Consider the following 12582-nt stretch of genomic DNA (forward strand, 5'->3'; position numbering starts at 1 on the left):
AGTCCGCGAAGCACTCCAACTCAGCACCGACATCCCCATCATCACCCTCGACGCCCGACGCCGCGACAGCGCCAAGAGCGCCCTCATCACCCTCGTCGAACACGCCCTCCTCGCCCGACTGCGGTGACGGCACCCCGAAAGGGGTAATGAACACGCCAGAAAGGGGGCGTGCGGAGCCTTCCGCACGCCCCCTGGGCACTTCCTCGCACCGACCGCCGTTACGGCCGCTGATCGGCCCTCAGCAGCCCGTAGGTGTACGCGTCCTCCAGCGCCACCCAGGACGCGGCGATCACGTTGTCCGCGACGCCGACCGTCGACCAGGTCGTGGTGCCGTCGGTGGACTCGATCAGCACCCGGGTCTTCGAGCCGGTGCCGTGCTGGCCCTCCAGGATCCGGACCTTGTAGTCCACCAGCTCCAGCTTCGCCAGCGCCGGGTAGATCGGCTCCAGCGCCGTCCGCAGCGCCTTGTCCAGCGCGTCCACCGGGCCGTTGCCCTCGCCGGTGGCGACCTTCCGCTCGCCCTTCGCCCACAGCTTCACGGTCGCCTCGTTGCCCGCGAAGCCGTTCGGACCCTGCTCGCTGATGGTCCGCCAGGACTCCAGCTCGAAGAACCGCTGCCGCTCGCCGCCGTTCACCTCGTCGCGCAGCAGCAGCTCGAACGAGGCATCCGCCGCCTCGTAGGTGTAGCCGAGGTTCTCCTGCGCCTTCACCCGGGCCACCACCCGGCCCGCCAGGTCGCGGTCGCTGGACAGGTCGTAGCCCAGCTCCTTGCCCTTCAGCTCGATCGAGGCCCGGCCCGCCATGTCGGACACCAGCATCCGCATGGTGTTGCCGACCAGCTCCGGGTCGATGTGCTGGTACAGGTCCGGGTCGACCTTGATCGCGGAGGCGTGCAGGCCAGCCTTGTGCGCGAACGCCGAGAAGCCCACGTACGGCTGGTGGGTGGACGGCGTCAGGTTCACCACCTCGGCGACGGCGTGCGAGATGCGGGTCATCTCGGCCAGCGCCCCGGCCGGGAGCACCCGGCGGTCGTACTTGAGCTCCAGCGCCGCCGCGACCGGGAACAGGTTGGCGTTGCCGACCCGCTCGCCGTAGCCGTTGGCCGTGCACTGCACGTGGGTCGCCCCGGCGTCGACGGCGGCCAGCGTGTTGGCCACCGCGCAGCCGGTGTCGTCCTGGGCGTGGATGCCGAGCCGGGCGCCGGTCTCCGCGAGCACCGTGCCGACGATCTCGCGCACCCCGGACGGCAGCATGCCGCCGTTGGTGTCGCACAGCACCACGACGTCCGCACCGGCCTCGTGCGCGGTCCGCACCACGGCCAGGGCGTACTCCGGGTTCGCCTTGTAGCCGTCGAAGAAGTGCTCGCAGTCGATGAACACCCGGCGGCCCTGGGCGCGCAGGAACTCCACGCTGTCCCGGACCATCTCCAGGTTCTCCTCCAGCGTGGTGCGCAGCGCCAGCTCCACGTGCCGGTCGTGCGACTTCGCCACCAGCGTCACCACCGGCGCGCCGGACGCCACCAGGGCGGCCAGCTGCGGGTCCTCGGCGGCCTTCCCGCCGGCCCGGCGGGTCGCGCCGAACGCCACCAGCTGGGCGTGCTGGAACTCCAACTCGGCCTGGGCGCGGGCGAAGAACTCGGTGTCCCGGGGGTTGGCCCCGGGCCAGCCGCCCTCGATGAAGCCGACCCCGAACTCGTCCAGGTGGCGCGCGATGGCCAGCTTGTCCGCCACCGTGAGGTTGATGCCCTCGCGCTGGGCGCCGTCGCGGAGCGTGGTGTCGAAGACGTGGAAGCCGTCGTTCGGGCGGTTGTTGGCCTCGGTCATGGCCCTGGGTTCTCCGTTCGGTGGAGTTACTGCGTCTGCCGGGATCGGGATCCGGCTCCACTGTCCAGCATCCCGCGCGCGTCCCCGGTGTCTCCAGACCCCTCGTGAGGGCCCGGTGCCGGTCCGGGAGGCAAAACAAAAGACCCCTCGCGGGTGCGAGAGGTCTGCGCGCGGGTCTGGACGCTCGTGGTCGCTCCGCGGTCGGGGTGGTGCCGTGGAGCGGTCACTGCGGACCGGCGCGCCTGCTGCTAATAATCAGCGAAAGCGAGGACACCCTCGCAGTCTTGCACACGTCCCGCGGGACGGGAGGGGCGTCTCGCCATCCGGAACGGGTCAGGACAGCCGGTCGGTGTCGAGCACGAACCCGAACGGTTCGGGCAGCAGCAGGGGGTCGCCGACCGGCACCGCGTTCGTCGCCTCGTAGTCGCCGTCCTCCGGGTGGCTGTACAGCAGGACCTCGTCCCGCTGACGATCGACCAACAGGTAGAGCGGGATACCGGCGGCGGCGTACCCCCGGCGCTTGGCCTCGCGGTCCTTGGCCGGGTTGCTGGAAGTCACCTCGGCAACCATCAGCACCCCCTTCGGGCGCATCCACGGCGGTTGCGCGTCGAAGGCCCCCTCCTCTGCGAACGTCAGGTCCGGGATGTACCTTCCACCCGGCACGATCAGGCCCTTGTTCCCGGCGACGGTGATGTCCTCGCCGGACAGCTTGAACACCCGACGCACGATCCGGCCGATGACGGCCTCGTGGTCACCGTCCGGCGGTGGTGTCACTGTGATCTCTCCCTCGATGATCTCGGCCTTGAACCCCTGCGGGGTGTCCAGGGCCAGGAAGGCGTCGAGGAGGTCGTCCTCCGGGCTGCGCCAGACGTCGGCGTCGTACGTCTCGGCGGTCATGGTCCCTCCCTCCTATCCGCGTCGTTCAACGAGTGGAGCTTCCCGAGGTTATCGGGCCCGGGCGTTCCGCCGTGGAGTGCCCGGGCCCGCGGCGGCGGATCAGACGATCTTGTGCATCCAGCCGTGGGCGTCCGGGGCCTGGCCGCCCTGGATGGCGAGGAGGGACTCGCGCAGGCGCAGGGTGACCGGGCCGGGCTCGCCGGTGGCGACGGTCCAGTCGGCGGTGGCGGACTTGACGTGGCCGACCGGGGTGATGACGGCGGCGGTGCCGCAGGCGAAGACCTCGGTGATGGTGCCGTCGGCGTTGCCCTGCTTCCACTCGTCGGTGGAGATCCGCCGCTCCTCGGTGCGGTAGCCGAGGTCGGCGGCGAGGGAGAGCAGGGAGTCGCGGGTGATGCCGGGCAGCAGGGAGCCGGAGAGCTCGGGGGTGAGGACGGTGGCGCCCTCGCCCTCGCCGAGGACGAAGTAGAGGTTCATGCCGCCCATCTCCTCCACCCACTTGTGCTCGTTGGCGTCGAGCCAGACCACCTGGTCGCAGCCCTTGGCGGCGGCCTCGGCCTGGGCGACCAGGGAGGCGGCGTAGTTGCCCGCGCACTTGGCGGCGCCGGTGCCGCCGGGGGCGGCGCGGACGTAGTCCTCGGAGAGCCAGACCGAGACCGGCTTGACGCCGCCGGAGAAGTAGGCGCCGGCCGGCGAGGCGATGATCATGAAGAGGTAGGAGTTGGCGGGGCGGACGCCCAGGCCGACCTCGGTGGCGAACATGAAGGGACGCAGGTAGAGGCTCTGCTCGGGCTCGTCGGGCACCCAGGCCTGGTCCTGCCGGACCAGCAGCTCGACGGCCTCGACGAAGGTCTCGACCGGCAGCTCGGGCATGGCCAGGCGGCGGGCGGAGGCCTGGAAGCGGGCGGCGTTGGCCTCGGGGCGGAAGGTCGCGACGGAGCCGTCGGCCTGCCGGTACGCCTTGAGGCCCTCGAAGATCGACTGGCCGTAGTGCAGCGTCATGTTGGCCGGGTCGATCTCCAGCGGCGCGTACGGGGCGAGCTGGGCGTCGTGCCAGCCCAGGCCCTCGGTCCACCGGATGGTCACCATGTGGTCGGTGAAGACCCGGCCGAAGCCGGGGTTGGCCAGCCGGGCCCGGCGCTCCTCGTCGGACAGCGGGTGCGCGGTGGGCTTGAGGTCGAACGTGATGGGCGCCGGGGCGGTCGTGCTCATGGCTTTCTGTCCTTCACCGTGTGGTTGGGCGGGGCCTTCGAACCGTCGGGCGGGGAGAGAACGCACGACGGCACGGCCCACTGTCGATACTCGCATCCAGGGGGCCGTGCCGAACAGCCGGGCGGCTGTGCTTGCTGTGGTACCGGCCCACCGGCCGGAGGTGTGTCGTCCGGGCCGGGTGTCAGCCGGCTACTCGGGCGGCCAGCGCGTCGCCGACCTGGGAGGTCGAGCGGGCGCCGGTGCGCTCGGTGAGGTCCGCGGCGACGGCGGCCTCGACCCGGGCGGCCTCGGCGGTGAGGCCGAGGTGCTCCAGCAGCATGGCGACCGAGAGCACGGTGGCGGTCGGGTCGGCCTTGCCCTGGCCGGCGATGTCCGGGGCGGAGCCGTGCACCGGCTCGAACATCGACGGGAAGTCGCCGCTGGGGTTGATGTTGCCGGAGGCGGCCAGGCCGATGCCGCCGGTGACGGCCGCGGCGAGGTCGGTCAGGATGTCGCCGAACAGGTTGTCGGTGACGATCACGTCGAAGCGCTCGGGCTGGGTGACGAAGAAGATCGTCGCCGCGTCGACGTGCAGGTAGTCGGTGGTGACCTCGGGGAACTCCCGGCCGACCTGCTCGAAGATCCGGGTCCACAGGTGGCCGGCGTGCACCAGCACGTTGTTCTTGTGGACGAGGGTGAGCTTCTTGCGCGGGCGGGCCTGGGCCCGGCGGTAGGCGTCGCGGACGACCCGCTCGATGCCGAACGCGGTGTTCAGCGACACCTCGGTGGCGACCTCCTGCGGGGTGCCGGTGCGCAGCGTGCCGCCGTTGCCGACGTACGGGCCCTCGGTGCCCTCGCGGACCACCACGAAGTCGATGTCCGGCTCGCCGGCCAGCGGCGACTTCACGCCCGGGAAGAGCTTGCCGGGGCGCAGGTTGATGTGGTGGTCGAAGGCGAACCGCAGCTTGAGCAGCAGCCCGCGCTCCAGCACCCCGGACGGCACGCTCGGGTCGCCGATGGCGCCGAGCAGGATCGCGTCCTGGCTCTTGAGCTCCTCCAGGACCGCGTCGGGGAGGGTCTCCCCGGTGCGGTGGTAGAGCCGTGCACCGAGGTCGTACTCGGTGGTCTCCAGCTTGGTGTCGGAGGGCAGGGCGGCGCGGAGCACCTTGAGGCCCTCGGCCACGACCTCCTGGCCGATGCCGTCACCCGGGATCACTGCGAGACGAATGGTGCGAGACATACCCCGGACAGTACAACCGTCCCACGGCCTGGGCACGGACCGTCCACGATCCGGACGCTCAGAGCGTCTGGGTGCGCCTCCCGGCCGGGTTGAGGTGGTGGATCACCAGGGCGTGCGCGAGCGGGGTGTGCAGCACCTGGCCGGGGCGGGTGGGGGTGAGGACGGGGGTGGGCAGGGCGGGGTCGAGGGGGTAGGGGCCGAGGGCGGCGAGGGCGTCGGCCGGGTCCTCGGCGGGGCCGGTCCAGACGGTGTAGCGGGGGTGGGTGAGCGGCGGCAGGGCCGCGAGGCGGACGGGCAGCAGCAGGGTGTCGGAGTCGAGCAGGGCGGTGTCGGTGTCGCCCCAGCGGCCGTTGAGCGGTTGGACGTCGAGCTCGGCGCCGGTGCGGGCGTCCAGGGTGCGGGCGACCAGCACGTCGCTGCCCTTGAGGCGGTCGGCGACCACGGTGGCGTCGGGGGTGCCGTCGCCGTCGGCGTCGAGCGAGGCGCGCACGCCCGGGGTTCCGGCGGGGGTGGCGGCGGGGGCCCACAGGACGGCGGCCAGGTAGAGGGTGCCGTGGCCGTCGACGGCGGCCGCGGCGTAGCGGAGGTTCGCGGCGCGTTCGGCCGGGTCGTCGACGCAGGGCTCGGCGTCGGCGGCGGGGCAGTCGGGCCAGCGCGGGCCCTCGCCGCCCGGCTGCAGGGCGGTGAGCAGGCCGGGACGGGGGGTGCCGGAGACGGCGAAGGTGGCGGCGCCGCCGAGCGCGGTGGCGTCGGAGGCGGCCCGCGGGGCGGCGAACAGCGGGACCCGCAGCGGCGGGAGGGTGTCGTCCGCGGGGGTGAGGGTGAGCCGGCCGGAGAGTTCGCCGCGGTAGCTGCGGGCGTGCCCGGCCTGCAGCAGGTCGAGGGTGGGGTCGGGGGCGCGGCCGAGGTCGGGGCCGAGCCGGAGCGTGACGGTGACGGTGGCGCTGCCGTGCGGCGGCAGGTCGACCCGGGCCGGCGAGATCCCGAAGGAGGCCCCGGGCAGCGTGGTGGCGGGCGCGTAGCCGGTGGCGTAGGAGAGCGGCCGGTCCCCGAGGTTGCGGACGGCGACCTCGCGGGTGGCGGTGGTCGCACCGGTGGCCTCGACCACGCCGAAGGAGACGCCGACCGCGCCGTCCAGCTGGGTGCCGTACGCCAGCACGGGGGTGCGGACGGCGGCGTCGGCCCGGACGCGGCCGCTGCCGGTGCGTTCGGGGCCGTACACCGGGCCGGTGGAGTCGTCGTGCAGGTGGGTGTCGGTGGCGGTGTCCATCAGCGCGGCCTTGACCTCGGCGGCGTCGTAGTCGGGGTGCGCGGAGCGGACGAGGGCGGCCAGGCCGGACAGGTGCGGGGTGGCCATCGAGGTGCCGTCCTCGCGCATGCCGCCGCTGCCGGTACCGACCCTGGCCGACCAGATCGTCTCGCCGGGGGCGGCCAGGTCGGGCTTGACGACGCCGTCGACGCCGATGCCGCGGGAGGTGAAGGAGGCGAGGGTGTCGGTGCGCTGCGGCTGGTCCTGCGGGACGGCGCCGTGCAGCGGGTTGCCGGGGGTGGCGAGCCGGACGGTGACCGGGCCGTCGCCGAGCGCCGTCAGCAGCCGCTCGCCGTCGGCGCGGGCCAGGATCGCGGCGGGGATCCGGTCGTCCCCGGCGATCTCGCCGAGGTTGTCGCCGTCGGCGGCGTAGAGGGTGCCGACGGCTCCGGCGTCGGCGGCGTGGTCGGCGCGCGGGGCGGAGCCGCAGGCCCGGTCCGGGTCCTTGGTGGTCCAGCGGAGCACGGCGATCCTGCCGCGCAGCCGGTCGGCGTCGGCGGGCGTGAAGGGCGCGCAGCCGTCCGACTGGTCGACGGGGACGGCCAGTTCACCGCTGACCTCGGTGTCGTCCCAGTGGGTGTACTTGCTGCTCCAGTGCGCGGGGACGGCCCCGGCCAGGGCGGCGGGGGCGAGCACGGTGACGCCGTCGGCGTCGCCGTGCGGGTCGACCGAGGCGGCGGCGGTGAGCACCCGGGCGGCGGTGCCGGGGCTGCCGCCGATGCCGTACACGTCGCCCTCGTTGCCGGAGGCGGCGACCACCACGGTGCCGAGGGCGGCCAGCCGGTCGGCGGCCAGCGCGTCGGCGTCGCCGGGGCGGCCGTAGGGGCTGCCGAGCGAGAGGTTGACCACGTCGAGGCGGTCGGAGAGGTCGCCGTCGCCGTTCGGGTCGGCGGCCAGGTCGAGGGCGGCGGCGAGCTGGTCGGTGGAGCCCTCGCAGCCGAACACCTTGATCGCGTAGAGCTGGGCGCCGGGGGCCGCGCCGGGGGCGACCCGGAAGCCGGCCGGGTCCAGGCCGGGCCGGTAGGGGCCGCGGTAGGGCTTGCCGTCGGCGGTGACGCCGAGCCCGGCGGCGGTGCCGGCCACGTGGGTGCCGTGGCCGTTGGCGGCGCAGTCGAGCGGGTTGTCGTCGGGGTGCGGGTCGGGCTGGTGGTGGGGGGCGGCCGGGTCGGGGTCGTAGTCGTCGCCGACCAGGTCCCTGCCGCCGACGACCTTGGCGTTGGGGAACAGTCCGGCGGGCGCGGGCTTCGCGCCGTCCACCGCGCGGTACGCCTCGACGGTGCCGGGGCCGCCGAAGTCGGCGTGGGTGTAGTCGATGCCGGAGTCGACGACGCCGATCCGGACGCCCTCGCCGGTGTGGCCCGCGGGGCCGTCCCAGACCTGCGGGGCGCCGGTGAGCGGCACCGAGTACCCGTTGGCGCGCTGCTTGAGCACGACGGGGCGGACGGTCCGCACGCCGGGCAGGGCGGCCAGCCGCGGGAGTTCGGCGGCGGGCAGCCGCAGCGCGAGGCCGCTGACCAGGGTGCGGGTGCGGTAGAGCGGGCGGGCGTCGGGGGCGGTGCGCCGCAGGGCGGCGGTGAGCGCGTCCAACGAGCGGTCGGCGGCGGCCCGCCCGGCGTTCCCCGCGCTCGCGGCGGCGCGCCGGGTCTGCTCGGGGGTGCGCAGCTCCCGGCGGGCGTCGTCCCGGGCGCGCTGCCAGGCGGTGGCGGCGGGCTCGGTGTCGAGTTCCAGGAACACGGTGGTGCTCGGGCCCCGTACCGGCCGGGCGGCGGCCGCCGTCGCGGGGACGGCGGCCGGGGCGAGCAGGGCGAGGGCGGCGAGGAGGCCGAGGGGGGTGCGCACGGCCCCAAACTAGGAGGCGCGGCGGGGGCGGAGGGCGGAGGTTCACTCCTTGGGTGACCCTCCGTCACCCGTCCGGCGCAGTGCGGGCGTTGGCGGTCAGCCGCCGATCGGTCCGCCGTTGTCCCGGCGGTCGAGGGCGCGCTGCAGGGCGGCCGCGGTGCGGGGGTCGGCCGGGAGGGCGCGACGGCGGCGCGGGGCCGCGGCGGTGGCGGCGGCGGACGCGGCGGTGGTGGCGGGGGCGGTGGTGCGGTCTGCGACGAACGGCATACCGGGCTCCTTGGTGCGGGGGCGCAGCGGCGCGCTGGAGGGAGGATCGGGGGTACGCCGAGCAGGGGTCGCCTGCCGCACCGCGTACGGGCCGCACGGGCCACGCGCCCCGGAGTTGCGGGGGTGGCGCACCGTACGACTACTCCACGGTACGACGCGGAGGCCGCGCGGTCAGCAGATTTACTTGGATTTCCTAGTATCTGAGACGGGATTCACTCCCGGGTACGCGAACGGCCCTTCCGCCTCAAGGTCGGAAGGGCCGTTCGGTGACTGGCGGGGCGTCAGCCCAGGTTCACCGAGCGGGCGAACTTGGCGCCGATCGCGGCGGCGATCTCGGCCAGGACCTCCTGGGAGACCTCGCTGTCCACGGTGATCGAGGCCAGCGCGCTGTCGCCGTCGCGGGCGACCTGCATGCCCGCGATGTTGATGCCCGCGTCGCCGAGGATCCGGCCGAGGGTGCCGACCACGCCGGGGCGGTCCTCGTAGTGGAAGAACGCCATGTGGTCGGTGAGCGCCACGTCGACGTCGAAGCCGTCCACGCCGACGATCTTCTGGGTCTGCTTCGGGCCGGAGAGCGTGCCGGAGATCGACACCTCGCCGCCACCGGCCAGGGTGCCGCGGACGGTGATCACGTTGCGGTGCTCGGGCGACTCGCTGGAGGTGGTCAGCCGCACCTCGACGCCGCGCTCCTGGGCGAACAGCGGGGCGTTGACGTAGGACACCGTCTCGGCCACCACGTCCTCGAACACGCCCTTCAGCGCGGACAGTTCGAGCACCTTCACGTCGTGCTGGGTGATCTCGCCGCGGACCTCGACGTCCAGGCGGACGGCGACCTCGCCGGCCAGCGCGGTGAAGATCCGGCCGAGCTTCTCGGCCAGCGGCAGGCCCGGGCGCACGTCCTCGGCGATCACGCCGCCCTGGACGTTGACCGCGTCCGGCACCAGCTCGCCGGCCAGCGCCAGGCGCACCGACTTGGCGACCGCGATGCCGGCCTTCTCCTGCGCCTCGTCGGTGGAGGCGCCCAGGTGCGGGGTGGCGACCACGTTGTCGAAGGCGAACAGCGGCGAGTCGGTGCACGGCTCCTTGGCGTACACGTCCAGGCCGGCGCCGGCCACCCGGCCCTCCTGGAGCGCCCGGACGAGCGCCTCCTCGTCCACGATGCCGCCGCGGGCGGCGTTGACGATCCGCACGGTCGGCTTGACCTTGTGCAGCGCCTCGTCGCCGATCAGGCCGATGGTCTCCGGGGTCTTCGGGAGGTGGACGGTGATGAAGTCCGCGACCTCCAGCAGCTCCTCCAGGGAGAGCAGCTTGACGCCCATCTGGGCCGCGCGGGCGGCCTGGATGTAGGGGTCGTACGCGACGATCTTCATGCCGAACGCGGACATCCGCTGCGCGACCAGGACGCCGATCCGGCCGAGGCCGACCACGCCGAGGACCTTCTCGCTCAGCTCGACGCCGGTGTACTTGTTGCGCTTCCACTCGCCGCCCTTGAGTGCGGCGTTGGCGGGCGCGATGTTGCGGGCGACCGAGATCAGCAGGCCGCAGGCGAGTTCGGCGGCGGTGACGATGTTGGAGGTCGGCGCGTTGACGACCATCACGCCGGCCTTGGTGGAGGCGGCCACGTCCACGTTGTCCAGGCCGACGCCGGCCCGGGCGACGACCTTGAGCTTCTTCGCGGCGGCCAGCGCCTCGGCATCCACCTTGGTGGCGGAGCGGATCAGGATGGCGTCCACGTCGGCGATCGCGGTCAGCAGCTCGGTGCGGTCGGCGCCGTTGCAGTGCCGGATCTCGAAGTCGGGGCCCAGCGCGTCGACGGTGGCGGGCGACAGCTCTTCGGCGATCAGTACGACAGATTTGCTCACGACAGTGTGTCCTTAACTGTCCGGTTCACCCCGCCGCACGGAGGTGGCGCGCACAGGGCGGGGGAAGGTGGCATGTCGCGTAGCTAGACGCACGACGCTGTGGGCCTGACGCGTGGTTCGGAGTCTATCGGCGGGGTGGTGCGGGGACTGCTCCCGTCCGGCGAAATCACCCGGACGGGAACAGCCTTGTTGTACAACCGGAACGGACGGGAGGATCAGGCCTCCTGGTCCACCCAGCTCATCAGCTTGCGCAGCTTCTTGCCGGTGGTCTCCAGCAGGTGGTCGGCGTCCGCGTTCTTGTACTCGTTGTACTTCGGCAGGCCGGCCTTGTACTCGGCGATCCAGGTGTTGGCGAAGGTGCCGTCCTGGATCTCGGCGAGGACCTTCTTCATCTCGGCCTTGGTGTCGGCGGTGATGATGCGGGGGCCGGTCACGTAGTCGCCCCACTCGGCGGTCTCGGAGACCGACCAGCGCATCTTCTCCAGGCCGCCCTCGTACATCAGGTCGACGATGAGCTTCAGCTCGTGCAGGCACTCGAAGTAGGCGATCTCGGGCTGGTAGCCCGCCTCGACCAGGGTCTCGAAGCCGGCCTTCACCAGGGCGGCGGTGCCGCCGCAGAGGACGGCCTGCTCGCCGAACAGGTCGGTCTCGGTCTCCTCGGTGAAGGTGGTCTTGATCACGCCGGCCTTGGTGCCGCCGATGCCCTTGGCGTACGACAGCGCCAGGTCGAAGGCCTTGCCGGTGGCGTCCTGCTCGACGGCCACGATGCAGGGGACGCCGCGGCCCTCCTGGTACTGGCGGCGCACCAGGTGGCCCGGGCCCTTCGGGGCGACCATGCAGACGTCGACGTCGGCCGGCGGCTGGATGAAGCCGAAGCGGATGTTCAGGCCGTGGCCGAAGAAGAGGGCGTCGCCCGCCTTCAGGTTCGGCTCGATGGCCTCCTTGTAGACGTCGGCCTGGATCGGGTCCGGAACCAGGATCATGATGACGTCGGCCTCGGCCGCGGCCTCGGACGGGGTGACCACGCGCAGGCCCGCCTCGGCGGCCGCGGCACGGGACTTGGAGCCCTCCAGCAGGCCGACCCGGACGTCCACGCCCGAGTCGCGCAGCGACAGCGCGTGGGCGTGGCCCTGGCTGCCGTAGCCGATGACCGCGACCTTGCGGCCCTGGATGATGGACAGGTCGGCGTCGTCTTCGTAGAACAGCTCGGCCACGGGGGCACATCTCCTTGCGTGATGGTGGTGCCGGGGGTTCCTACCGTAGGCGCACCCGGCGGACTTCGATGGCAGTGCTCAGTTGGTAAGACGGTGGTGCCGCGCGAAGCGCGCCGTCTGAGGGCGGTGGCGGGCGACGGGAGGGCGGCCGCGTCAGGCGGAGCGCTCCAGCGCACGCAGCGAGCGGTCGGTGATCGAACGGGCGCCGCGGCCGATCGCGACCAGGCCGGACTGCACCAACTCCTTGATGCCGTACGGCTCCAGCATCCGCAGCATGGCCTCCAGCTTGTCGGAGGAGCCGGTGGCCTCGATGGTCACCGCGTCGGGCGACACGTCGACGGTCTTGGCGCGGAACAGCTGGACGATCTCGGTGACCTGGGAGCGGGTCTCCGCGTCGGCCCGGACCTTGACCAGGACCAGCTCGCGCTGGACGGCCTGGGACTGGTCCAGCTCGACGATCTTGATCACGTTGACCAGCTTGTTGAGCTGCTTGGTGACCTGCTCCAGCGGCAGCTCCTCGACGTTGACCACGATGGTCATCCGGGAGATGTCGGGGTGCTCGGTCGGGCCGACCGCGAGCGAGTCGATGTTGAACCCGCGGCGGGAGAACAGCGAGGCGATCCGGGCGAGCACGCCGGGCTTGTTCTCGACCAGGACGGACAGGGTGTGCTTGGACATGGTGGTCATCGCTTTCTGGTCCGGTCAGTCCAGGTCGTCGCCGAAGTCGGGGCGGACGCCCCGGGCGAACTGGATCTCGTCGTTGGAGGTGCCCGCGGCGACCATCGGCCAGACCATCGCGTCCTGGTGGACGATGAAGTCGATGACGACGGGGCGGTCGTTGATCTCCATGGCCTGCTTGATGACGTCGTCCAGGTCCTCGGGGCGCTCGCAGCGCAGGCCGACGGCGCCCATCGCCTCGGAGAGCAGCACGAAGTCGGGG

At 72.8% G+C, this 12582-nt stretch carries 10 protein-coding genes and 1 pseudogene; 1 reads left to right on the forward strand and 10 read right to left on the reverse strand.

The features are described from left to right. Positions 1-127 (forward strand): annotated as a pseudogene (locus QSK52_RS38280) (ATP-binding protein); the annotation flags it as partial. A 91-nt stretch (positions 128-218) separates the two neighbouring features. Here the strand turns inward: QSK52_RS38280 and cimA are convergent. The 10 genes from cimA to QSK52_RS38330 form a co-directional block, all read right to left on the reverse strand. Further along, a complete protein-coding gene (gene cimA, locus QSK52_RS38285) occupies positions 219-1823 on the reverse strand; it encodes a citramalate synthase (protein ID WP_285740907.1) in 1605 nt (534 codons plus the stop codon). Positions 1824-2156: 333 nt separating this feature from the next. After that, positions 2157-2720 (reverse strand): Uma2 family endonuclease, encoded by a 564-nt coding sequence (locus tag QSK52_RS38290; protein WP_285740908.1) that lies wholly within the window; start codon positions 2718-2720, stop codon positions 2157-2159. A 99-nt stretch (positions 2721-2819) separates the two neighbouring features. Further along, positions 2820-3932: a branched-chain amino acid aminotransferase gene (locus QSK52_RS38295; RefSeq protein ID WP_285740909.1), complete on the reverse strand. Its 1113-nt coding sequence runs from the start codon at positions 3930-3932 to the stop codon at positions 2820-2822. Between the two features lie 181 nt (positions 3933-4113). Next, the gene (locus QSK52_RS38300) at positions 4114-5151 is read right to left on the reverse strand and encodes a 3-isopropylmalate dehydrogenase (RefSeq protein WP_285740910.1); all 1038 of its coding nucleotides are present in this window, start codon (positions 5149-5151) and stop codon (positions 4114-4116) included. Positions 5152-5209: 58 nt separating this feature from the next. Beyond that, positions 5210-8299 (reverse strand): S8 family serine peptidase, encoded by a 3090-nt coding sequence (locus tag QSK52_RS38305; protein WP_285740911.1) that lies wholly within the window; start codon positions 8297-8299, stop codon positions 5210-5212. Positions 8300-8395: 96 nt separating this feature from the next. Next, complete coding sequence (locus QSK52_RS38310) at positions 8396-8566, reverse strand: hypothetical protein (protein ID WP_285740912.1); 171 nt, start codon at positions 8564-8566, stop codon at positions 8396-8398. Positions 8567-8847: 281 nt separating this feature from the next. Continuing rightward, positions 8848-10428, reverse strand: coding sequence for a phosphoglycerate dehydrogenase (gene serA, locus QSK52_RS38315; RefSeq protein WP_285740913.1), 1581 nt, complete (start codon positions 10426-10428; stop codon positions 8848-8850). A gap of 215 nt (positions 10429-10643) precedes the next feature. Continuing rightward, a complete protein-coding gene (gene ilvC / locus QSK52_RS38320; RefSeq protein ID WP_035866415.1) occupies positions 10644-11642 on the reverse strand; it encodes a ketol-acid reductoisomerase in 999 nt (332 codons plus the stop codon). Positions 11643-11795: 153 nt separating this feature from the next. Further along, positions 11796-12320, reverse strand: a complete 525-nt coding sequence (gene ilvN, locus QSK52_RS38325) for an acetolactate synthase small subunit (RefSeq protein ID WP_285740915.1) — start codon at positions 12318-12320, stop codon at positions 11796-11798. A gap of 24 nt (positions 12321-12344) precedes the next feature. Beyond that, positions 12345-12582 (reverse strand): thiamine pyrophosphate-dependent enzyme (locus QSK52_RS38330; protein ID WP_285740914.1); only part of this gene is annotated, 238 nt, incomplete at its 5' end.

This window comes from Kitasatospora phosalacinea, assembly GCF_030268885.1.
GTDB classification, from domain to species: Bacteria; Actinomycetota; Actinomycetes; order Streptomycetales; family Streptomycetaceae; genus Kitasatospora; species Kitasatospora phosalacinea_C.

What these genes read in the sequence shown, in the direction of transcription:
- cimA (WP_285740907.1), bottom strand. Translation starts at nt 1,823, where the DNA reads ATGACCGAGGCCAACAACCGCCCGAACGACGGCTTCCACGTCTTCGAC.
- QSK52_RS38290 (WP_285740908.1), bottom strand. Translation starts at nt 2,720, where the DNA reads ATGACCGCCGAGACGTACGACGCCGACGTCTGGCGCAGCCCGGAGGAC.
- QSK52_RS38295 (WP_285740909.1), bottom strand. Translation starts at nt 3,932, where the DNA reads ATGAGCACGACCGCCCCGGCGCCCATCACGTTCGACCTCAAGCCCACC.
- QSK52_RS38300 (WP_285740910.1), bottom strand. Translation starts at nt 5,151, where the DNA reads ATGTCTCGCACCATTCGTCTCGCAGTGATCCCGGGTGACGGCATCGGC.
- QSK52_RS38310 (WP_285740912.1), bottom strand. Translation starts at nt 8,566, where the DNA reads ATGCCGTTCGTCGCAGACCGCACCACCGCCCCCGCCACCACCGCCGCG.
- ilvN (WP_285740915.1), bottom strand. Translation starts at nt 12,320, where the DNA reads ATGTCCAAGCACACCCTGTCCGTCCTGGTCGAGAACAAGCCCGGCGTG.